Source organism: Candidatus Omnitrophota bacterium (assembly GCA_028699255.1).
Lineage (GTDB): Bacteria > Omnitrophota > Gorgyraeia > 2-01-FULL-45-10 > 2-01-FULL-45-10 > FEN-1322.
Genome location: JAQVUX010000011.1, coordinates 1 through 21,903, shown reverse-complemented (window position 1 = coordinate 21,903; position 21,903 = coordinate 1). Strand labels below are relative to the sequence as shown.

25 protein-coding genes, 1 tRNA gene and 3 pseudogenes are annotated in these 21,903 nt (G+C 49.4%); all 29 read right to left on the bottom strand.

Annotation, left to right across the window (positions count from 1 at the left end):
• Nucleotides 1–21 precede the first annotated feature (21 nt).
• The 29 genes and pseudogenes from PHS46_07805 to PHS46_07665 all read right to left on the bottom strand — a co-directional run bounded on the left by PHS46_07805 (nucleotide 22) and on the right by PHS46_07665 (nucleotide 21,364).
• Nucleotides 22–95, bottom strand: a tRNA-Gln gene (locus PHS46_07805).
• Nucleotides 96–210: 115 nt separating this feature from the next.
• Nucleotides 211–1,491, bottom strand: coding sequence for a glutamate--tRNA ligase (gene gltX / locus PHS46_07800; protein ID MDD3906405.1), 1,281 nt, complete (start codon nucleotides 1,489–1,491; stop codon nucleotides 211–213).
• A 23-nt stretch (nucleotides 1,492–1,514) separates the two neighbouring features.
• Nucleotides 1,515–2,063: a 2-oxoacid:acceptor oxidoreductase family protein gene (locus PHS46_07795; protein ID MDD3906404.1), complete on the bottom strand. Its 549-nt coding sequence runs from the start codon at nucleotides 2,061–2,063 to the stop codon at nucleotides 1,515–1,517.
• A 2-nt stretch (nucleotides 2,064–2,065) separates the two neighbouring features.
• Nucleotides 2,066–2,860: a thiamine pyrophosphate-dependent enzyme gene (locus tag PHS46_07790; GenBank protein ID MDD3906403.1), complete on the bottom strand. Its 795-nt coding sequence runs from the start codon at nucleotides 2,858–2,860 to the stop codon at nucleotides 2,066–2,068.
• Nucleotides 2,857–3,909 carry a 3-methyl-2-oxobutanoate dehydrogenase subunit VorB gene (locus tag PHS46_07785; protein ID MDD3906402.1) on the bottom strand — a complete coding sequence of 351 codons (1,053 nt, stop codon included), beginning with the start codon at nucleotides 3,907–3,909 and terminating at the stop codon, nucleotides 2,857–2,859. Before PHS46_07785 ends, PHS46_07790 begins: the two co-directional genes overlap by 4 nt.
• A 5-nt stretch (nucleotides 3,910–3,914) precedes the next feature.
• Nucleotides 3,915–4,118 (bottom strand): 4Fe-4S binding protein, encoded by a 204-nt coding sequence (locus PHS46_07780; protein MDD3906401.1) that lies wholly within the window; start codon nucleotides 4,116–4,118, stop codon nucleotides 3,915–3,917.
• A gap of 1 nt (nucleotide 4,119) precedes the next feature.
• On the bottom strand, nucleotides 4,120–5,991 hold the full coding sequence (gene dxs / locus PHS46_07775) for a 1-deoxy-D-xylulose-5-phosphate synthase (GenBank protein ID MDD3906400.1): 1,872 nt from the start codon (nucleotides 5,989–5,991) through the stop codon (nucleotides 4,120–4,122).
• Complete coding sequence (locus tag PHS46_07770) at nucleotides 5,988–6,743, bottom strand: polyprenyl synthetase family protein (GenBank protein ID MDD3906399.1); 756 nt, start codon at nucleotides 6,741–6,743, stop codon at nucleotides 5,988–5,990. The genes dxs and PHS46_07770 overlap by 4 nt, the downstream gene beginning before the upstream one ends.
• Nucleotides 6,740–7,033 carry an exodeoxyribonuclease VII small subunit gene (xseB, locus tag PHS46_07765; GenBank protein MDD3906398.1) on the bottom strand — a complete coding sequence of 98 codons (294 nt, stop codon included), beginning with the start codon at nucleotides 7,031–7,033 and terminating at the stop codon, nucleotides 6,740–6,742. Before xseB ends, PHS46_07770 begins: the two co-directional genes overlap by 4 nt.
• Before the next feature lie 21 nt (nucleotides 7,034–7,054).
• Nucleotides 7,055–8,263, bottom strand: coding sequence for an exodeoxyribonuclease VII large subunit (gene xseA, locus PHS46_07760; protein MDD3906397.1), 1,209 nt, complete (start codon nucleotides 8,261–8,263; stop codon nucleotides 7,055–7,057).
• A gap of 728 nt (nucleotides 8,264–8,991) precedes the next feature.
• Complete coding sequence (locus PHS46_07755) at nucleotides 8,992–9,774, bottom strand: TIGR00282 family metallophosphoesterase (GenBank protein ID MDD3906396.1); 783 nt, start codon at nucleotides 9,772–9,774, stop codon at nucleotides 8,992–8,994.
• 9 nt (nucleotides 9,775–9,783) lie between these two features.
• Nucleotides 9,784–11,361 (bottom strand): ribonuclease Y, encoded by a 1,578-nt coding sequence (rny, locus tag PHS46_07750; GenBank protein ID MDD3906395.1) that lies wholly within the window; start codon nucleotides 11,359–11,361, stop codon nucleotides 9,784–9,786.
• 110 nt (nucleotides 11,362–11,471) lie between these two features.
• Nucleotides 11,472–12,020 carry a 5-formyltetrahydrofolate cyclo-ligase gene (locus PHS46_07745; GenBank protein ID MDD3906394.1) on the bottom strand — a complete coding sequence of 183 codons (549 nt, stop codon included), beginning with the start codon at nucleotides 12,018–12,020 and terminating at the stop codon, nucleotides 11,472–11,474.
• Nucleotides 12,021–12,467: 447 nt separating this feature from the next.
• Nucleotides 12,468–12,749, bottom strand: a pseudogene (locus tag PHS46_07740) (iron-sulfur cluster assembly scaffold protein).
• 3 nt (nucleotides 12,750–12,752) lie between these two features.
• Nucleotides 12,753–13,157 (bottom strand): annotated as a pseudogene (locus PHS46_07735) (LAGLIDADG family homing endonuclease).
• 705 nt (nucleotides 13,158–13,862) lie between these two features.
• A pseudogene (locus tag PHS46_07730) lies at nucleotides 13,863–13,970 on the bottom strand (iron-sulfur cluster assembly scaffold protein).
• A 24-nt stretch (nucleotides 13,971–13,994) separates the two neighbouring features.
• Nucleotides 13,995–15,173 (bottom strand): cysteine desulfurase NifS, encoded by a 1,179-nt coding sequence (gene nifS / locus PHS46_07725; protein MDD3906393.1) that lies wholly within the window; start codon nucleotides 15,171–15,173, stop codon nucleotides 13,995–13,997.
• 40 nt (nucleotides 15,174–15,213) lie between these two features.
• Nucleotides 15,214–15,861, bottom strand: a complete 648-nt coding sequence (locus PHS46_07720; protein ID MDD3906392.1) for a methylenetetrahydrofolate reductase C-terminal domain-containing protein — start codon at nucleotides 15,859–15,861, stop codon at nucleotides 15,214–15,216.
• Nucleotides 15,862–15,884: 23 nt separating this feature from the next.
• On the bottom strand, nucleotides 15,885–16,106 hold the full coding sequence (locus PHS46_07715) for a NifU family protein (protein MDD3906391.1): 222 nt from the start codon (nucleotides 16,104–16,106) through the stop codon (nucleotides 15,885–15,887).
• Between the two features lie 41 nt (nucleotides 16,107–16,147).
• A complete protein-coding gene (locus PHS46_07710) occupies nucleotides 16,148–16,642 on the bottom strand; it encodes a TlpA disulfide reductase family protein (GenBank protein ID MDD3906390.1) in 495 nt (164 codons plus the stop codon).
• Entirely contained in the window at nucleotides 16,639–17,328 is a 690-nt protein-coding gene (locus tag PHS46_07705) for a cytochrome c biogenesis protein CcdA (protein MDD3906389.1), read from the bottom strand. The genes PHS46_07710 and PHS46_07705 overlap by 4 nt, the downstream gene beginning before the upstream one ends.
• A gap of 15 nt (nucleotides 17,329–17,343) precedes the next feature.
• Nucleotides 17,344–17,571: a hypothetical protein gene (locus PHS46_07700; protein ID MDD3906388.1), complete on the bottom strand. Its 228-nt coding sequence runs from the start codon at nucleotides 17,569–17,571 to the stop codon at nucleotides 17,344–17,346.
• On the bottom strand, nucleotides 17,568–17,975 hold the full coding sequence (locus PHS46_07695; GenBank protein ID MDD3906387.1) for a response regulator: 408 nt from the start codon (nucleotides 17,973–17,975) through the stop codon (nucleotides 17,568–17,570). Before PHS46_07695 ends, PHS46_07700 begins: the two co-directional genes overlap by 4 nt.
• Nucleotides 17,976–17,990: 15 nt before the next feature.
• On the bottom strand, nucleotides 17,991–18,890 hold the full coding sequence (locus PHS46_07690) for a permease (protein ID MDD3906386.1): 900 nt from the start codon (nucleotides 18,888–18,890) through the stop codon (nucleotides 17,991–17,993).
• A 147-nt stretch (nucleotides 18,891–19,037) separates the two neighbouring features.
• Nucleotides 19,038–19,778: a nucleotidyl transferase AbiEii/AbiGii toxin family protein gene (locus PHS46_07685; GenBank protein ID MDD3906385.1), complete on the bottom strand. Its 741-nt coding sequence runs from the start codon at nucleotides 19,776–19,778 to the stop codon at nucleotides 19,038–19,040.
• Nucleotides 19,775–20,368 (bottom strand): hypothetical protein, encoded by a 594-nt coding sequence (locus tag PHS46_07680; GenBank protein MDD3906384.1) that lies wholly within the window; start codon nucleotides 20,366–20,368, stop codon nucleotides 19,775–19,777. Before PHS46_07680 ends, PHS46_07685 begins: the two co-directional genes overlap by 4 nt.
• A gap of 99 nt (nucleotides 20,369–20,467) precedes the next feature.
• Complete coding sequence (locus PHS46_07675) at nucleotides 20,468–20,749, bottom strand: hypothetical protein (protein MDD3906383.1); 282 nt, start codon at nucleotides 20,747–20,749, stop codon at nucleotides 20,468–20,470.
• 38 nt (nucleotides 20,750–20,787) lie between these two features.
• Nucleotides 20,788–21,081: a type II toxin-antitoxin system RelE/ParE family toxin gene (locus PHS46_07670; GenBank protein ID MDD3906382.1), complete on the bottom strand. Its 294-nt coding sequence runs from the start codon at nucleotides 21,079–21,081 to the stop codon at nucleotides 20,788–20,790.
• On the bottom strand, nucleotides 21,074–21,364 hold the full coding sequence (locus PHS46_07665) for a hypothetical protein (protein ID MDD3906381.1): 291 nt from the start codon (nucleotides 21,362–21,364) through the stop codon (nucleotides 21,074–21,076). The genes PHS46_07670 and PHS46_07665 overlap by 8 nt, the downstream gene beginning before the upstream one ends.
• Between the last annotated feature and the right edge of the window lie 539 nt (nucleotides 21,365–21,903).

The following is a 21,903-nucleotide window of genomic DNA, read 5'->3' as shown; positions in this document are numbered from 1 at the left end:
ATAACTTTTTTATATCTTAATTGGTTGCCCAGCTAGGATTCGAACCTAGACTAGATGGTCCAGAGCCATCCGTGCTACCATTACACCACCGGGCAACGACTGTAGATCAAAACCATTATCCCGCCCATAATCTAACTCTGGCGGGACCCCGCCCCGAGTGAGCTAAATGGCGGGGCACCACCGGGCAATGTGATTAAAAACCGACTATTTTTAACAAAATTTACCGAGCCGCGCCAGCACCTTTTCGCGTCCCAATATCTCCATCATATCAAAAAGGCCTGCCCCAACCGTTTTGCCGCTTATCGCGACACGTGTAGGATGTATAAACTCGGCCGTCTTTATCTTCGCATCTTCGGCAAGCTTGCGATAGGCCTCTTCTATCGATGCTTTGTCATAAACGGCAAGAGGTTTGATCGCGCCAATGCATTTCGCGATTATATCCTTAGCGCCCGGTTTTTTCAAATATTTTTCGACCGCCTTTTCATCATATTCCAAAGAATCGCAGAAAAATATCTTATAGACGCTGATCAGGTCATTTAGTGTCCGGACTCTCTCCTTATATGCCCTGACTATTTTTTCCCATTCGGTCTCGTTAAATTTATCGTCTATTACGTTATTGTCTTTGAGATACTCGATCGTTTTCGGCAAAAGCTTCTGCATGTCCATGTCTTTTATGTACTGGCTGTTTATCCATGTCAGTTTATCCATGTCGAATGTCGCGCCGGTCTTATTGACATCTTTGACATCGAATAATTTTATCATCTCTTCGATGGGCAATATCTCTCTGTCATTGCCCGGCGCCCAACCCATGAGCGCCAGATAATTGACGAGCGCCTCCGGTAAAAATCCCATCTTCCGGTATTCAAATATGGAAGTAGCGCCGTGCCGTTTCGACATGCGCCCGCCGCCTTTTGAAAGTATCAAAGGTATATGCGCGAACTTAGGTAGCGGAAGACACATCGCCTCGTACAGCATAACCTGCTTCGGCGTATTCGAGATATGATCGTCGCCGCGTATGATATGCGTTATCTTCATCATGGCGTCGTCGATAACACAGGCAAAATTATAAGTGGGCGTGCCGTCGGATTTTATCAGTACCTGGTCTTTTATCTCGTTCGTCGAGACCTCGATAACGCCGTGTATCATATCATCGAAAGATATCTTCCTGTCCTTTTCGACCTTGAATATTATCGCCGGGCCTTCCATATACGCTAAGTTCTGCTTAACCAATTCGTCGGCATACCTTTTATAAATATCGAAACGCTTCGACTGAAACGTGAGCTCCTCGTCCCAATCCATGAAAAGCCATTTGAGCGAACCCAGTATCTCGTCGAGAAATTCGCTCTTTGAGCGCTCCTTGTCGGTATCCTCGATCCTGAGTATGAATTGGCCGCTATGGCGGCGTGCGTAAAGCCAATTAAAAAGCGCCGTCCTTGCGCTACCTATATGCAGATACCCCGTGGGGCTCGGCGCGAATCTTACCCTGACCATTTAGTTGATCCCCGTGGTTAAGTTCACCATTTGTATCCTTTTTCTAACGCGTTTTTGTTCTTTAAAAACAGCTCTTCGTTATTCTTAAACGATATCCTCAACGCGCTTATCGCGTTCCGCACGGATATAGCCTTCGACCGCTTTGCCAAAACGCCGACGGCAATCATATTCGCGCTCCTTGCCTCGCCGAGCTTCGTGGCGGCCTCCGTAAGCGGTATATTTACGATCGTAATGCCCTTCCTTTTCCGGACATCGCCTATGAGGGTTTTATTGGCTATCAATATCCCGCCTTCTTTAAGCTGGGGTTCGTATTTAACAAGTGACGGTCTATTCATCACTATCAAAATATCCGGCCGGGTCACTATCGGGTTCGCTATCTCGGCGTCGGATATTTTCACCATCGAATAGGCTGTGCCGCCTCTTACCTCGGCGCCATACGACGGCATCCATGTCACGTGCCTGTCGCCAATAAGGCCGGTCAGCGCAAGGAGTTTCCCCATGAACATGATTCCCTGGCCGCCGAAACCGGCGCATAATATTTCTTCGGTTAAGTATTTTTTATTTTTAACCATATTTAACAGCTCTTTATCACGCCGAGCGGATAGAATGTGGACACTTCGTTCTTTATCCTGTCGGCCGCCTGTACGGGCGGCATACCCCAGTACGTCGGACACATCGAGAGTACCTCGACCATGGAAAATCCCTTATTATCTATCTGCATCTGAAACGCTTTTCTTATTGCGCGCTTGGCCCGCAAAACCTCGTGCGCCGAATGCACCGATACACGCTCGAGGTATTTGGCGCCCGGCAATACCGCCAGCATCTCCAGTATTTTTATCGGGTAACCTTCCCGCCGCAGGCTCCTGCCGTGCGTCGTGGTGCTCGTCTTCTGGCCCGCCAATGTCGTCGGGGCCATTTGCCCGCCGGTCATCCCGTAAACACCGTTGTTCACGAATATAACGGTAATGTTTTCGCCGCGGTTCGCCGTATGAATTATCTCCGCCGTGCCTATGGCGGCTAAGTCGCCGTCGCCCTGGTAGGTAAAGACTATATTACCGGGCCGCACTCTTTTTATGCCGGTGGCCACTGCCGGCGTCCTGCCGTGCGCGGCCTCCGTGACATCGAAATCCCAGTAATCATACGCTATGACCGCGCATCCTACGGGCGCGATGGCTATAATACTTTCCCGAATCTTCAATTCGTCGATAACTTCGCATATGAGACGGTGTATTATGCCGTGGCCGCATCCGGCGCAATAATGGTTCTCGGCATCGCGCAGGCTTTCAGGTTTTGGAAACACCGGAATGGCGCTGATCGCCGGAGACTTTAAATGTTCCGAGTTTTTTGTCTTATTTATATTTTTTTTCATAAAAGCGCCTCTACGCGCTGTAATATCTCTTCTTCCGACGGCACGCCGCCGCCCATCCTGCCGTAAAAATCTACGCGCGCCCTGCCGTCAACCGCAAGCCGCACATCCTCCACCATCTGGCCCGAAGACATCTCCACGACGAGTATTTTCTTTGTGAGCTCAGCCGCTTCGGCGATCACCTTGCTCGGGAACGGCCATAAACTTATCGGCCTTATGAGTCCGACCTTTAAGCCCTTGGCGCGCGCCATCTCCATCGACGCTTTGGCGATCCTCGCGACCGAACCATAGGCGATCAGGATGATATCGCTGTCTTTAGTGTTCACCGCCTCGACCCTTACTTCCGTCGCGGTAATTAAAGCAAACTTTTCCTGCAATTTTATGTTGTGCGCCTCGAGCGCGCCTTCCGCTAATACGAGAGATTTTATAACGTTGGGCTTCCTGCCCCTGCATCCAGTGAGAGCCCAGGGTTTCTCGACCATCTGCGTGGCCCCATCCTCCGGACGTATCACAACCGGCTCCATCATCTGACCAAGTAAGCCGTCGCCTAATATCATCACCGGGTTCCTGTACTTATCGGCGAGGCTGAAAGCAAGCCGCGTGTAGTCCATAAGTTCCTGCGCCGATGCCGGGGCTAAGACAATCGTCTTATAATCGCCATGCCCGCCGCCTTTTACCGCCTGGAAGTAATCGCCCTGCGACGGCGCTATATTGCCGAGGCCCGGCCCGCCGCGTTGCATATTAACGATAACACACGGCAGTTCACAACCCGCAAGGTACGATATACCTTCCTGTTTTAGGCTTATACCGGGACTTGAGGACGAAGTCATCGCCCTTACTCCGGCGGCTGAGGCGCCGAACACCATGTTAATAGCCGCTATCTCCGACTCTGCCTGGATAAAGACCCCGCCGGTCTCATACATGCGTTTCGACATGTAAGCGGTAAGCTCATTTTGCGGAGTTATCGGATAGCCCGCGTAAAACCTGCATCCGGCGAGCATCGCCCCTTCTCCGCAAGCCTCGTTCCCGCACATCAATATTTTATTTTTCATGGTTTTTATTTGAATATCTTTATACCGCAATCCGGACACACAAGAGCGCACATCCCGCAGGCGGTGCACTTCGAGCTACCCGAAAAATAGGCGGGTTTCACGCCTTTTATATTCAATTCACCCGAAATCTTTATAAGACCATTCGGGCAATTGACCACGCAAAGGTAACATCCTTTGCACCTATCTTTATCTATCTTTACCTTGGCCATATTATATTACCTCTTTAATAATTACATCGCAAATGGCCGCAGGTGTCAAGTTATACTTTAAAAATAGCTCATTTCTCCGTCCATGTTCTATAAATATATCCGGGAGGCCTATCCGCTTTATTTTTACGTTTTTGGACGGTGTTTTTCCCACAAACTCGAGGACGCTTGAACCGAAACCGCCCTCGAGCACACCCTCTTCCAGCGTAACGATCTTCTTTATGCCGTCCGCAAGGCCCGTGAGGGTCTCTTCGTCGAGCGGCTTGATAAACCGCGCGTTAATTATTGCGGCTGAAATATTGCGTTTCTCTAATAATAACGCGACTTCTATAGCCGTATCAACCATACTCCCTAATGCGACTATGGCCAGATCGCGGCCGCTCTTAATAACCTCCGGCTTGCCGAGCTTTATAGGTGAAAGTTTTCGCCCGGGCGCGCGCGACGAACCTTTTGGGTAGCGTATCGCCACAGGCCCTTTGAGGGTAACGGCAAATTCCAGCATGCTTTTGAGCTCATCGGGAGATGACGGCGCCATTACCGTGAGGTTCGGCAAATTCCTAAGATACGCGATATCGAATATGCCGTGATGCGTGGGCCCATCCTCGCCCGCCAAGCCTGCGCGGTCAAGACAGAGTATCACGGGCAGATTCTGCAGACATACATCGTGTATTATCTGGTCGTACGCGCGCTGTAGAAATGTCGAGTATATCGATACGATGGGCTTTAAGCCTCCCCGGGCGAGCCCCGCGCTCAAACCTATGGCGTGCTCCTCCGCTATGCCGACGTCGAAGAAGCGCTCCGGGAATAGGCGCGCGAAAACTCCGAAACCTGTCCCGTCGAGCATCGCGGCGGTTACCCCGACTATGCGGGAGTCCGCCCTGGCGAGCTCTACGACCTTTTCGCCGAAAGCCTGCGTAAAAGTCTGCGCGGAGACGGCGGGCGCCTTTAAGCCCGTATCGATGTCAAACGGCCCCGTTCCATGAAACGCTACAGGATCGCCCTCCGCGAATTTATAACCTTTGCCTTTTTTGGTTATGACATGAATAAGTATGGGTTCGCGCAATTCCATGAGGTTTTTAAATGTTGCGACGAGAAGATCGATGTCGTGGCCGTCTATCGGTCCGAAATACCTGAAGCCCAGCTCTTCGAATAATATACCCGGTATCAGGAGATTCTTTAATCCCTCCTCCAGCTTTCTCGCCGCGCGATACGCGCGGAACCCAAAACGCGGGATGCGCTTGAGCAATTTTTCGACGTCCTGCCGTATTTTGTTGTAAGTGGGCGCCGATATTATCTTGTTCAAATATTTGCTCAACGCCCCGACGCTCTTCGATATGGAACGCTCATTATCATTTAAAATAACGATGATGTCTTTATCCATATGGCCGGCATGGTTTAAGGCCTCGAACGACATGCCTCCGGCTAAAGAGGCGTCTCCTATGACCGCGATAACTTTGCTCTTTTCTTTTTTCAAGTCCCGCGCGACCGCGAGCCCGAGCGCGTTGGATATCGATGTCGAACTGTGGCCGCACGTGAAGAGGTCGTATTCCGGGCTTTCATCTTTATTAGGGAAACCGCTTAAGCCGCCCAGCTGACGCAGGGTAGAAAACTTATCTAATCGTCCGGTCAATATCTTGTGCGGATACGCCTGATGCCCGACGTCCCATAGAACGGCGTCTTTGGGTGTATTAAAAGTGTAATGTATGGCTATGGCAAGTTCGACCGCGCCAAGACTGGAGGCAATATGCCCGCCGGAGCGCGAAACCGTATTCAGCATCTCCTGCCGTATCTCGTCGGCAACCTTCGGCAGTTCTGCCAGAGAGAGTTTCCGCAGATCTTCCGGGCCTTTTATAGAGTCGATGAGTCTATTCATCATTTTGATCCCATAACCGAATCCGCTATCTTTATTAAGCCGTCGGCCTTTTTGCCGAATATTTCTAATGCAGCCTTGGCCTTTCTAATCGATTCCGCCGCGGACTTCTGCGAAGTTGCGCCTTCTCCGTCGGCGATATCGTCCATCGCCTGAAATGCCATCCCGATATTCATGCCGTATTTTTTCATGGCGAGCCCTTTTTTTGCGCCGGCGCGCGCGGCTATCGCGCCCAGCTGGGCGGCGGCCGCAAAAAGACAGGCGGTCTTAAGGCGATTTACCTTCTCCAGATCGCGGCACTTCGTAATATCGAGCGCCTGACCTCCGGCCATGCCGCAGGAACCCGCGGCTGACGAGAGCGCTTCTACCATCAGGGCGCTCTGCGCGGGAGAGTAATTGCGCGCGAGCGTGCCAAACGCGAGCGTAAGGAGCGCGTCCCCGGCGAGTATCGCTACCGCCTCGCCGAACTTCCTGTGACAGCTCGGCTTGCCCCGTCTGTAATCGTCGTCGTCCATCGAAGGAAGATCGTCGTGGATAAGGGAATACGCGTGGATAAACTCTACGGCGCAGGCGGCCGCCGCGGCAGGCGCCGGATTTCCCCCACAGGCGCGCGCGGCCTCGATCGTTATCAAAGGGCGTATCCTTTTGCCGCCGGGGAATACGCTGTAACGCATAGCCTTATGGAGTATCCGCGGCTCTTCTTTTTCACCGGGAAGGAAAGCGTCCAAATATTTATCTATAAACTTTATTTGTTTCAAAAAAGCCCTTCTTCTGTCTTCGCTCTTTTCTTCTTCGGCGCGTCTTCCGGCTTCGCGTCCTCGGCCATATGCTCATCGAATGGCTTAAGCTCGACGGAACCGTCTTCCGACTTTAAAAGTATCTCGACCTTCTTTCTGGCCGCCTCCAGCTTCTTCGAGCACATCTTCGACAGGCGTATTCCCTCTTCGTACCGTTCCAGCGAATCGTCGAGCGACAAGCTTCCCGCCTCCAGCTCTCCGACGATCTTTTCGAGCCGCTTCAGCGCCTCTTCGAACTTCATCTCAGCCATAAAGCCTCCTCTTAAAAAAATCTACCCTATCTCTTCCACCCTGCTTTTGAATTTACCCTTACCAAGTTTCGTCTCTATCATATCGCCGACTTTGAGAGCCCCGGCGTCTTTTAATATCCCGCCTTGCGGCAGTTTCACGGTAACGCTGTAGCCGCGTTTTAAAATAGCCAGCGGATTGAATGCCTCTATCTGCGCGGATAAACGGTTGTGATTCTCACCTTTCATCTTCAGAAAATGGTCCACGCTCACAGATATCTCTTTGAGAAAACCGTCTATCGTTTGCTCATACTGCGTGATAATATTGAGCGGTTGCTTTAATATGTAGCTTCCCTTTAACGCTTCAAGCCGCTCGGATAGCCGGGTAAGTTTTCCGTCGAGCGCATTCCTAAGCCGCGTTGTCGCGGTGTCGATAAGGGCGGTGAGGTCTTCCTTCCTGGGAATGACCAGCTCCGCGGCCGCCGAAGGCGTCGGAGCGCGGAAATCCGCCACAAAATCGGATATGGTGTAATCGACTTCATGGCCGACCGCGCTTATAACCGGTATCCCGGAGGCGTATATGGCCCGCGCTACCACCTCTTCATTGAACGGCCAGAGATCTTCGAGCGATCCCCCTCCGCGCGTAACTATCATAACGTCGATATTCTTTAGTTTATTGAATTCTGTTATCGCGGCGGCTATCTCATTCTTCGCGCTCTCCCCCTGCACCTTAACCGGATTTATTATTATCTCGACATTGGAAAATCTCCGGCGGGATATATTTAAAAAATCCCTGATAGCGGCGCCGGTGGGACTTGTAACTATCCCAATCCTCGTCGGGAGGAACGGTATCGCCACTTTATGCGCCTGGTCGAAGAGCCCCTCTTTCTGCAATTTTTCTTTTAACTGCTGGAACTGTAACTGTAGCGCGCCTATGCCTTTCGGCTCTATCTCCTCGACGATAAGCTGATAATCGCCGCGCGCCTCGTAGACGCTCAGCTTCCCGAAACAGATGACTTTCATGCCGTCTTTGGGTTTGAATTTAAGTTTCGCGTTCAAGCGGGCGAACATCGCGCATTTTAGCGTAGCGCCTGAATCCTTCATGGTGAAGTACATATGTCCGGAGGAGTGGAGGACGAAGTTCGATATCTCTCCCTCGATCCAAACTGCGGGGAATGAATCCTCGAGGATGACGCGGACATACTTCGTCAGCTCGCTGACCGTGTATATGTGTTTCTCTTTCTCGCTGTTCATCGCGTCGTTTCTTCGCCCTTAATTGGCGAGGGGACCATGCTTAGCGTCGAACGCTCCATTTTTCCCAGCGAGAAAAATGTCGCTCGAGAAAAATCGCCGCTCTCCCTCGCATACCTGCTAACTACGGCTCGGGAACCATGCCCGCTCGCGATTTTTACGTCGCCGCGTAAGCATGGTCCCCTCGCCTTCCAACTATTATTATCTTTATACCAAAACTTTTCTTCTCACCACAGGTGCCAATACTCGCGCTAACAGATGAGGGCACCTAAAAGCTTATTTTTCCACCCCGGGGTGGAAATAAGGCGGCATTACTGCTTTATTCTCGATAACCGTCCAACCTCGCAGGTTATCTGAACGCTAACAACTGACCAACCTGCGAGGTTATTCCGCCCTTGTAGCTCCTCAGACCCATGCAGGTGATCACGCCCCCCGGAGGGGATTCCGCCCCTCTGCTTCCTCACAAAATTTTTCGCATCCGCCAGAAATGTGATGTGGCGATGTGGTTTGCGACGGCCTTACAATTTTTTGATGTTTCCCGACCCTCTACTTCCTCGCAAAATTCTTCGTTTTTCTGTTGGAAGAAGACCCGCAGGGATTCGTGCCGAGCGGGGCGTAAAATTTCGAGCAGATGCGAGAAATTTTCTCGCAGCGAAATTTTACATGGCTAAAATTTCGCGGCCCGCGAGGTATGAATCCCGAAAGGGTCTTCCTCCCGAATACGAAAAATTTTACGCCAGCTTTTTCTGGATGCGCTTGATCGAGTTCGCACGGCCCGTCTTATCGTCTATATCGACGATGGCGCCCTGAAGCTGTATGTCGCCCTCAGCCATCTCGAATTTCATCGGCATCTGCGTAAGAAACCTGGCGAGTATCTGCTCTTTCTTGCGCCCGATAACTCCGTCGAGCGGCCCGGTCATCCCGGCGTCGCACAAAAACGCGGTGCCGCCGGGTAGCACCTTCTCATCGGCGGTCTGCACATGGGTGTGAGTGCCTATTATGGCGCTTACTTTGCCGTCTAAATACCAGCCAAGCGCTATCTTTTCGCTCGTCGCCTCGGCGTGCATATCGACTATTATGATACGCGTTTTATTCTTTATCTTATCGATCTCGGCTGTGGCCGTTCTGAAGGGACATTCAAGCGGAGACATAAATACGCGCCCTGCGAGATTTATCACGCCTACGTCTATCCCCGACTCGGACCGGACTACCGTCGAACCCGCCCCCGGAGAGCCCGGAGGATAGTTGGCGGGCCGCAGTATCCGCCTGTCGGCATCGATCCTGTCGATTATCTCTTTACGCTTCCATATATGATCGCCTGAAGTAATGACGTCGAGACCGTGGTCGAAGAGTTCATCCGCGAGCGAAGGCGTGACCCCGCTTCCGCCGGCAACATTCTCGGCATTGCCTATCGCAAACTCGATGTCGTTGGCTTTTTTTATCCCGGGCAGGAGCCCTTCTATGGCCCTGCGGCCGGGTTCTCCGACGATGTCACCGATGAACAGTATATTCATTCCCCGCTCCTATTTCGCGTACTCCACAGCTCTGGTCTCGCGCACAACCGTAACCTTTATCTGGCCCGGATACTCCAGCCCCTCTTCTATCTTTTTAGTGATATCCCGCGCCATGACGGCCGCCTGGGCATCGCTTATCTTCTCCGGCTGGACGATAACGCGTATCTCGCGCCCTGCCTGTATCGCGTATGCCTTCTCGACGCCTTTGAACGAATCCGCAATCGACTCCAGTTTCTCCAGACGTTTGACGTATGTCTCAAGCGTCTCGCGTCTTGCGCCCGGGCGGGAAGCGCTTATAGCGTCTCCGGCCTGGCACAATACCGCCAGAAGCGTCTTCGGCTCTATGTCCTGGTGGTGCGCCTCAATCGCGTGGCAGATATTTTCCGACTCGCCGTACTTGCGCGCCAGGTCAGCGCCGAGCTTCGAGTGCGTACCCTCAACCTCATGGCTTACGGCCTTACCTATATCGTGTAAAAGCCCTATGCGTTTGGCGAGGTTAAAGTCGAGCTTGAGTTCGCTCGCCATGACCCCCATCAGATGCGCCACTTCTTTCGAATGCTCGAGCACATTCTGCCCGTAGCTGGTCCTGTATTTTAATTTACCGAGGAGCTTTATCAGTTCCGGATGCAGGCCATGAAGCCCGGTATCGAATAGGGCCTTCTCGCCCTCTTCGCGCATCGTATTCTCCATCTCTTTTTTAACCTTCTCGACCACTTCTTCTATCCTGCCGGGATGTATCCTACCGTCGTGCAGAAGGCGCTCGAGCGATAGCCTGGCTATCTCTCTTTTTACAGGATCGAACCCTGAAAGTATTACGGCGCCGGGAGTGTCATCTATGATAACATCTATGCCGGTGGCTATTTCGAGGGCCCTTATATTTCTGCCCTCGCGGCCTATGATCCTGCCCTTCATCTCGTCGGACGGCAGATTGACTACACTTACCGTAGTTTCGACGGCATGATCGGCGGCGCATCTCTGTATCGCGAGCCCTATGATCTTGCGCGCTTCCTTATCGGCCTTCTCCTTAGCCTCATCCTCGGTGCGTTTTATGAGAATCGCCGCTTCCTGTTTAACCTCGTCCTCCAGCTTCGCTAAAAGCAATCTCTTGGCCTCGTCGCGCGTCATGCCGGAAATGTTCTGGAGTTTCTCCTGCTCTTCCCGGAACAACCTCTCGAGATCTTTCTCTTTTAAAGCTACGCCTTTTTCTTTTTCAGCAATGGCGAAGTTGCGCCTCTCGACATCCTTCTCTTTGCGATCGATCGAATCGAGCTTCCTGTCGAGGTTCTCCTCTTTCTGCAGAAGCCGCTTCTCCAGGATCACCAGCTCCTGGCGCCTGTCCTTCGTCTCTTTTTCAAACTCCGATCTCAGTTTTAATAGCTGATCCTTGGCCTGCAATTCCGCAGTGTGGCGGATCTTGTCCGCTTCGGTCTTTGCCGTATCTACCATCTTCCTGGCGCTATCTTCGGCATTCTTGAGTTTATTCTTCGAATGGATCTTTCTCAATAAATATCCGAGCGCCACAAAGGACACGGCGGCGATGGCCGCCAGGCCGATATAGACAAGCGTAACGTCCTGATGTTGCTGCATGTTGTCCTCCTGTAAAAAACATAGGCCAAAGGCTATGGATCAGGAATAAGCAAAATAAACTTACACCTTAACTTTATCCATTAATCTATGTTCTTTGATTCCGATTGTGATTAGCTTGTGATGGTTTTCCAGACGGGGATATCGTGTGAATCGCAAGGAAGGTGATCTACTACCTGAAAATCGAAGGCAAGCCCTACGGTTTTGGTTTTATCCGGCAGCGAGCATAAAAACCTGTCATAATAACCGTGGCCCCGGCCCAACCTGAAGTTATTTTTATCGAAGGCTATTCCGGGAACTATGATCAAGTCTATATCTTCTAAAGGAACCTCTTTCACATGGCCCGCTTTGGGCTGATAGATTCCAAAATGCTGCTTTTCCAAATCCGCCGTCCTGTCTTTGATTTCACCGGCCATAAGCCGTTTCTCTTCCTTAAATATCACTGGGACGCACACTCTCTTCCCTATCTCGATCGCCTCGTCTATCATGGACAATGTGTCGACTTCGTCCTTGAGCGAGACATAAAACATCACAACCCTGGCTTCTTTAAATACCTCTTCATTAAACAACCTATCCCTTATTATACCACTCTTTTTGGTTTTTTCAAGGTCGGAGTGGTTCTTTAGCTTCTCTTTTATGTGGCTTCGTATCTTGTGCTTCATGTGTTAAAATTTACCCTTTTGCCCACCTGCGAGGAGAAATTACTTAAGACCGGTTTCACCTCATAGGTGATCCCGCTAATTTATTCTCGATAACCGTCCAACCTCGCAGGTTATCTGAACGCTAACACCTGGCCAACCTGCGAGGTTATCTATGTGATCCCGCCCCTGCTTGATACGGTAAAATTTTTCGTTTTCCTGTTGGCAGAAGACCCGCAGGGATTCGTGCCTTAACACAGTAAAATTTTCCCACTCCGTCGGAAATGTGATGTGGCGATGTGGTTTGCGACGGCCTTACAATTTTTTATGGCTTGGTCTCCGCCTCTTCTCATTTTACATATAGTGGCGGAGCATAAAAAATTTTATGGAGCGAGGCCGATCGCTGGAATCGGCCGAGCGTCCGGAGCAAGCCACAGAGGCACAGCACATTTGCTATTATAGCGAAAAATTTTACTTCCCTTTCTTCTTGGCCAGATAATCGTCGATGGCACTGCGAAGAGCTTGTTCAGCCAATACCGAGCAATGCATCTTTACCTTGGGCAACCCGCCAAGAGCCTCCGCAACGGCATGATTCGATACTTTAAGCGCCTCGGGTATGGTCTTACCCTTCACAAGTTCCGTAACCATGCTGGAGGTGGCTATGGCCGCGCCGCATCCGAAAGTCTTGAATTTCGCGTCGGTGATTACCTCGTTCTCGTCAACTTTTATGTATAGCCTCATAATATCCCCGCAATTATGCAGTGTTGCCGCCTCCGAAACGTAGGAATGCGAACCCTCAACTTCCAAGTTATAGATGAGCCCTTTATAAATATTTCGCGAAATCCGGCTTATTGGAGTATAGAAGTAATTTTCGTCGAACCATGATTTGTGGATATTTTTTAACTTTGGTTTTCGCTTTATCGCAACACCGACTATTTTTGCTAATTTTTCCAATGATCCTTCTTCTTTAACGTAAATGCAATAGTTCTTTTTATGCATGCCCTGTTCTTCTATCTTCAGAAAACTGAATACTATTTTCTGTCTCAATAAAAGCAACCTTACCTGATATGCTAATTGCGCGGATATCGTAACATATTTAGCAACATTATCCTTAATGTATCCGTCGCCGCGCCATAATCCGCAGATAATCGACTTTTGCATTTCTACCGGGAGCAGTGTAAAATCATGCGGTAATCGCTTATTAGCCGCGCCTTTGCCAAAATTCCGCTCAAAGAACCTTGCAACTCTAGCTGAATAGAAGTGTATATCTGCCGCATTTCTGGCAACCCTTTTATTTGACATGTTTAACCCAAAAGAACTTTTCATCAGCTTTATAACATCATTCACAAAATAGACCTCTTTGGCGTTGAAAACAAAACCCACAGTGCCTTTGCATTTATCGGTCCTTACATATCCTTCGGCCAAGTAGTAACCGACTAATTTGAGAAAATTCTTATCTATTGTTATTTCGTTAGGTAAGGGTTTACTTTTAAAATCATATTTTGGCTTCGCTTCGCTAAAGCGGATCTTTTTTAAATCTATTTCCTCTTTCGGGATTGGGTATAATACGAGGTCTCCTTTTTTGAGCTCATCAGCCCTGTACCAATCAGGCGATAGGCCCTTCGCAACATAAAATTTGTGACTAAAAGGGCTCGTCTTCATCGCTAGGATATGATGATCCGAAGTTAATGAGACGGAGCCGAGGTTATGAACACGTAAATTTAATAAAAAGTTGCTGTATAATCTTCTGAATATGCGGGAAACATCATGATATTTTCCATCATGACTTAAAACGCGCCGGCCTAGCTTAATATTCTTTATGTTGTCGATAGAACTGTTACAATTTATCAACGTGTGATCCGGCACGCATACCGGATTCCCGACGTTACCTACGCCTGAAGCGTCGGGTATCTCGCCCACGTTGCGGGGATTCCTGAAATGTTCCATCACCTTATCTGAATATTGGCCGTCCATACATCCTCCTGATATCTTTACGTTTTAACCTTTCCTCATCTTATCTTCATACAACGGCGACATCGCGCGAAGCCGCTTTATTATAGGCGGCAAAACCTCCAGAACATAATCGACGTCTTCTTTCGTATTGTCCCTGCCGAGTGAAAATCTCACCGACCCTTGAGTCTCCGCCGGGTCAATGCCCATCGCGGTTAAGACGTGAGACGGTTCGAGAGAGCCCGACGTGCAGGCGGAGCCGGTAGAGACCCCGACGCCTTCCATGTCGAGATTCAGTATTATCGATTCTCCCTCGAGGTATTTGAACCCGACGTTGAGTGTATTTGCCAGCCGCTTTTCCGGGTGCCCGTTCAGCCGCACATCCGTAATCCGTGAAATTATGCCTTTATAAAAATAATCTCTGAGTTCCGTGAGCTTTTTACCTTCGGAGGCGATCTCGCCTGCGGCAAGTTCGCACGCGCAGGCCAAACCTACCAGCCCGGGAACATTTTCCGTACCAGCGCGCTTGCCCATTTCATGATGGCCGCCGTGCATCTGCGGGGTTATCTTAGTGCCTTTCCTTATATAAAGCGCGCCGACGCCCTTCGGGCCGTAGAGCTTGTGGCCGGAGAGCGAAAGAAGGTCGACGTTCAGTTTTGTCAGGTCTATCGGCAGTTTCCCGACGGCCTGGACGGCATCGGTATGAAAATATATACCGCGCTCTTTGGCTATTTTGCCTATCTCTTCTATCGGCTCGATAGTGCCCACTTCGTTATTGGCGTGCATTATGCTTATAAGTATCGTCTTGTCCGTTATAGCTTTTTTAAGTTCGTCCAATTTTACGACACCGTATTCATCCACCCCGACGTACGTTACCTTACAGCCTTCTTTTTCGAGAAACTTGCATGCATTCAACACCGCGTGATGCTCGATAGTGGAGGTGATGATGTGATTACCTTTCGCCCGGAGCGCGGAGGTGACGCCTTTTATCGCGAAGTTGTCCGCTTCCGTCCCGCCCGAAGTGAATATTATCTCCTCGCCGCTCGAGGCACCTATGAGCGCGGCCACCTTCTGCCTGGCCGCGTCTACGGCCGTCCTGGCGCCCCTGCCGAACTGGTGTATGCTCGAGGCGTTGCCGTAGACTTTCCCGAAATACGGCAACATCGCCTCTATAACCTCATCGCGCACCCTCGTGGTCGCGTTATTATCCATGTAAACTTTTTTCATATGCACTTCTCCTGAAGTCATCCACACTCGTAGCGCACCCTTAAAGGTGCGCTACTCTCGGCTTTGCTGTTTTCAAATGGTCCTTGGGCGGTTTTATCTTGCGCAAAAGGTCGAGCTTGCCCTGTTTTTTCAATTCATTATATATCAATATCCACGCGCAGTCCTTATCCCTATTAACCTCGCACTTTCCTTTATCCTGTCCGCCGCACGGCCCATTCATAAGCGCCTTCGGACAACGCGTAACAGGGCAGATGAGCCCCGTCAGTTCGAGCATGCAATCTCCGCACGCGGAGCATTTCTCGAGGAACGCTCCGGCGGAATCTACCGCCCCCATGAACAACGTGTCGCACCCGACGTGAATCGGCCCGGCGAAGCGCAGATTTTCTTTCACCGACTGTATGCCGAGCCCGCAGGCTAAGACAAGCACAGCGTCGGAGGACTCTATTACTTTACGGCTTTTCGCGAGCTCGAGCTTCACCTTCGCCGCGATGCACGGCGCGGAAGGCACCGCGTACCCGGTAACGGTCTTGCCGGTTTTTTCTAACGCGAGCTTTATCTGTTTTACCTCTTCTTCGCCGCCGGTTTTGCACGTAGTCGCGCACTCGCCGCAACCGATAATGAATACCGACTTCGCGGGCGATAGATATTCCAGTATGTCTTTAAACTCTTTTTGCTTTGTTATTATCATAATATTCCACCCCGGGGTGGATTTTAGACAGCCTGCACTTTCTTAACCTCAGGCACCGCTTTTTTAAGTTCCGCCTCGACGAAATTGGCGAGCGTCATCTGGCTCATCGGACAGCCCGCGCAAGCACCCTTAAGCCGCACCTGCACCACGCCTTTATCTATTCCGACCAGCTCGATATCACCGCCATCCTGCTGTAACACGCCGCGAATCTTGTCTAACGCTTTTTCGATATTCGTTTTATCCATACCATCCTCCATGCCAACCGCGCAGGTTGGCTCGGTTATTTTTAGAGCAGTTCGTTAATATCTTTCTCGAACGTCGCCCTGTCTCTCGAGCCTATATACATCTTCACTATCTTCATATTCTTATCTATCAAATACGTCGTCGGTATCGACCTGACCGGGCCGTAAAGAGTGCTCACCTTACCATCATCGACTAAGACCGGATAGTTTATGCCCATTTTTTCGGCAAAATCTTTCGACGTCTTCGGATCCACAAGGCTTACCCCTATAAACGTAAACCCTTTATCGCCGTATGTTTTTTGCAGTTCCACAAAATCCGGTATCTCACTCCTGCATGGCGGGCACCAGCTGGCGAAGAAATTCAGTATTATAACTTTGCCGCCGAATCCGGCAAGGCTCGTCGGGCGTCCATCCGTATCGTTTAAGGTAAAATCAGGGGCCGCCTGCCCGATCTCTACGGCATTCCCGGCAGAACAGGCGCTTAATAAAAATATCGCCGCGAAAATATACAATAATTTTTGGAACATCATTTTTTTCATACGGCTCCTTTCATTATGAGAAAAACTCCTACTATAATAAGGAATATCCCGCCTACAATATTTACCACACCCATGAACTTTTTAACTTTATTAAAATGCGCGACGAACGTATTTATAAGGATGGCCGTCATGACAAACGGCAACGCGATCCCTAACGAATACGCGGTAAGAAGCTTCGCGCCTTCGATGGTAGTCGTCCTGGTCCCGGCCATTACTAATATAGACCCGAGTATCGGCCCGGCGCACGGCGTCCATGCGGCCGCGAACGTCACGCCCAGGAGGAACGAGCCCAGGTAACTCGACGCGCCGGAGGTCACCCGCATCTTCAGCTCTTTACCCAGAAAAGCGAATTTGAGTACGCCGGTCAGGTACAGCCCGAATAATATTACGAGTATCCCGCCGCCTATCTGTATGGCCTTTTGATATTGAAAAAGCGCGCGGCCGATGAATGTCGCGGTAAGGCCTAACAATATAAATACTATCGAAAACCCGGCGCAGAATATAAGCGAATGGACGATTGCCTTCCTCTTAGCCGCGGCCGCCTTCGCCGGAAGCGCCATGTCACCCAGCGATACACCTGTTATGTAGGCTATAAAGGGCGGTATTATCGGCAATAAACACGGTGAGAGAAAAGTCAAAAACCCTGCCGCGAACGCCACCACGTACGAAATATTTTCACCCGCCATATACACCTCTTCTACTTATGTCTGTTGGGTGACCCTTATCTTTATTATGGCCAGTTCGTTTTTGATAGAGGCCATTTGGTCCATTATATCCTTCTGGCTTGTCAACACCTGGTCGAGCTTACTCAAAATAGCCGATTGATCGCCCCCCTGATCCTGCGCGCGGGCAATGGCGCTGAATACGAATGTCGCCGATACAGCCGCCAATACCAGGATAACCGCTATAAATATCTTCGTCGTCTTCATGGATTCTTCGCCTCTCTTCCTTTTTTTATCCGCTTTATCCGTAAAAGCGCTTTTATCGTAAGAAGCAGTTGGTCTAATTCCAAAGGCTTGGTCAGATACGCGTCCGCGCCCATCTCTTTACCGAATTCCAGGTCGTTGGGCTGGAACTTCGCGGTAAGCATTATAATCGGCGTCTTTTTATAACCATCTTCTATTTTAAGTTTCCTGCACACATCGTATCCGCTCATCTCCGGCATCATTACGTCGAGCACTATGAGATCCGGCTTCTCGGAATGCGCCTTTTCAAATCCTTCCTTGCCGTCGAACGCCTCGACTATCTCGAAACCTTTTGCCGAAAGACGTTCGGCAACCATATCAACAAAATCCTTTTCGTCGTCGACTATCAGCAGTTTTTCATTTGCCACAGCATGGCCCCTTTTTTAATATCGTAATAACTGAAAACCTATTCCCAGCAATAACGAAGAAATTATAAGCCCGGTGAGAAAAACCAGCAGTACCTTCATGCCGTACTCTTTTCTCAATACAAAGATCGTGCCGTAACTTGCGACGGGCCCCATCAAAAGCAAGGTCATCGCAGAGCCCGCGTTCATGCCCTGCTTCATCAAACTATCGATCAATGGAACACTCGCCGTCGAGCAGATGTACATGAGAAGCCCGAAGACGACACTGAACACATAGCCAAACCAGCCGCTTAGATACGCCTTGATAAGATGGCCTAAGGGCATATAAGTGGCGACGAACGCGGCCAGAATGAGGCCTATTAAAAGCTCAAGCCCTATCTCTTTCGGTAGATCTATAAAAGCATATTTTAATGCGTCAATCAACTTTTCTTTTGTCGTCTTTTCCCTGTGAAGCAGTTCATGCTTCGGATCCAGCTCACAATGCGGGCACGCTATTTTTTCTATGGGCTTCGGGGTGTATTTTATAATGTTCCCGAGGAGGCCTATAGATACCCCCATTATTATAACCGCGAAAAATATATAGACGGTAAATCCCAGGCCCAGGACGCTGTAGGCGACAAGAAGCGCGCTGATAGAGGTGGCGGGAGTGGCGACTAAAAAAGCGAGCACCGGCCCCAGCTTAGCTCCTTTTTTATAAAAACTTACCGCTATCGGAAGCGACCCCCAGCAACAGACCGGTAAAAAAGTGCCGATTATGGTCGCATAGAGGATGGGCTTAAGCCCGCCGGTGCCCAAATATTTCAGGACCTTGTCTTCCGGGATTAGCTCATGGACAAAACCGCTGATAAGAAATCCCACTGCTAACGCGGGGATCACTTCATATGTATAATGGAGTAATATCTGGAAGAAGTTTTCCATGAGGGTAGTATACCCCAAAATCGGCGATAATTCTACGGGTAATTTCAGGCGGGAGGGGTTACAGTAAGTCTAATATTTTCCGGATACTTTTCCCTCCTATCTTAACTTACGCTCTAATTTGGTCCGCATAAGAATCGTGCCGTACCATCATCCCGCCAGGTTGCGTTCGATTTCCGCCAACAGCGTCTTAGGGAAACCTTTGATTACCATATGCTGACTTATAGGAAGAAATGTCTTGAGTTCGCTCCTGAAGTTCAGCTGTCTGGATTTGATGGCTTCGATGATTTTCGACTTCAATTGTTTATCCTGAATAAACGCCTCCTTAAAAGCCATACGGCTCCGGAGAATAAAATAAAGGTCGTAAAAATCACGCGCCTTGCCTCGAGTGAGGCAGGCATTAATCTTTTCACTAACAAGAATATCCTCTTTGAGATGGATAAGCGTATATGGCATAACCAAATCGGACCGGACTAGCGTAGCCGCCCCCAACCCTTTTTTGCCGCTTCGCAGAGAAACTTCGACCTGGATCCGGCTCTTATACTCGTTTGTTACAAATTCAAATATTGCGAGATACCCGCCCGAGGTGCTTTTCGACTCAATTATTTCAGATTGAATACCTTCCATTTCCATTTTGGCAAGAACCCCTTCCATAAGGGCTTCAATCTCTTTTACGGTAATGCCTGTGCCTGTAAAATCAAGGTCTTCGGAAAATCGCGGGCTTTGCCATACAATACGTAAAGCCGTACCTCCCTTAAAAAGCAATCTGTCGGAACCTTTCTCCTCGTATAGACGGGATAGAAATAACTGTTGAAAATATTCCCGCACAACGTTATCAAGAGTCGTCTGCCAGAGCTCAACGAATTTCAGAACCTGTCTTTTTTCAATCATATAATTTCCTTGGCCAGTTTTACAAGACTCGATCTGCCAAAAAGACCGGCGTATTCTATGAATACCTTTTTCTTTAACTTGCGGACATTAAGACGCTCGTTCAAGCTTTTCCGTTTAAGATCTACAAAATACAAATAATCCGCGAGGGCTTTTTCCGGTTCAGCCATAAGGACGGTCACATCCCCTATTTTCTCTACCTTATAACCGCGGTAAGCTTGCTTCTTAATCCGGGAATACGCGAAAGATTTGTTATTGACAATGAACTCACGGGTAATACGCGTCGTAGCGGATGTTACGGCATAGACAGATTCAGGTATAATGCCATATCTGGCCATGGCATATTCAAAAGAGATATAACTTGGCGCATATAGCCGGTTTGCGATAGCCTCTTCCTGCGGCGGATCTGCGCGCAGGGCATAAAGCCCGTTTTTTACTTTAAGAAAAAGGTCATGGCTATGGCTTTTAATAAACCACTGAGTCGCTGATAAAGACACACCAAAGGCACGCTGGAAATCAGACGGCGAGAAGAGCCGCATTCCCTTTTCCAGAAGAGACCGCTGAACATATATCGGTTTCAGTTTTAGTAGCATATGCTCCTAAATGTTAAATAGCTATTTATTACAATTATACCTTATTTTCCGTATTATACAAGTCCTTTTCAAGGCGGTGTCCTTTTCAAGGCGGGAGGGTTACAGCGATCTGCCGGTTTCGGTGAGGCGGAGCATGAAGGCGGTTATCTCTTTGCCGATATCCTTGGCTTTTATGAGGATGAATGTGAAGAAGCCCTGGAGGGTATTCTTCAATTCCAATATCGCGGGCGCGTCTTTCCTATCGTAACCTAAGGCCGTGAATATCATCTTATCCTTAGAGGCTGAGGTGGCCATCTTGGCAAGTGATGAAGCCAGGGACTGCTCCACTTTCTTGACAAGCGTAGACACACTCTCCTGACTGTGCTTTTTCACATTTTTCACAACCCATATTGTTACCCTGCCTATCTGTCAAGAAAAGACTACCTGTAAGTCCTCTCGTTTCTTTTTCTGATGCCCAGTATCCACACGGTCTTTATACGATCATCGACATCGTATAGAACGCGGTAATTTTCTATCGTCAGCCTATATTGCGCTATAAAGTTATATATCTCGATGGGTGGCTTAATCTTCGGCTCGCCTTTTGGCCGCGGGTCATTCGCTAGGGCTAACGCTTCATCGAGTATCTCATCTTGTATATGCTTAGGCTCTATAGCTTCGAGTTCTTTGTAAAATTTCTTTTCGATAGAAACGTTCGGAAACTTAACTTTATACACGCTTCCCTCGTTTTTTCAGCGAATCGGAAAGTAGTACCCCGCGCACGCCTTTGCGAATAGCCCTTCTACCCTCTGCTATGATCTTAAGAGCCTTTTTGTCATTAAGCTCATCTATAATGTCAACGAGCTCAAGCGCATCTCCATACGGTAGAAACACACCGGCCGGATGCCCGTGTTCGGTTATAAGATAGGCTTTGCCCATATTAATAAACGAGCACGCTTTGTTCCGAAACTCCCTGGCTCCTATTCTAGGAGCTCTTAATAATGCTGTCGCAAGTGTCATTTTCTTCACCCCCTAATGTAGCTCTATTTGTAGCTACATTATAAGTATACCTGACAGGTAGCTTTAAGTCAATTTTTTATCTTCGCGCGTAGATAACCGCGGAGTCTCATGTCTAACCGCGTAGGTTGGCCAGTTATTTTACTCAAATAACCTACGCGGTTATCTCGCTACGATTATCTCGCTACCCTTAACCGCGGAGTCTCATGTCTAACCGCGTAGGTTGGCCAGTTATTTTACTCAAATAACCTCCGCGGTTATCTCGCTACCTACGCGGTTAAATGGCGCGGTTCAACTAACCAACCTCGCAGGTTAACGCACAAAGGCAACATGCAACCTGCGAGGTTATCTATAATATGCTTCTTTTCGCAGAGCCGAAAAAACGCAAGCAAAAATAGCCCGGGTTCCTGATATATTTACAGCGATCTGCCGGTTTCGGTGAGGCGGAGCATGAAGGCGGTTATCTCTTTGCCGATATCTTTGGCTTTTATGAGGATGAATGTGAAGAAGCCCTGGAGGGTATTCTTCAATTCCAATATCGC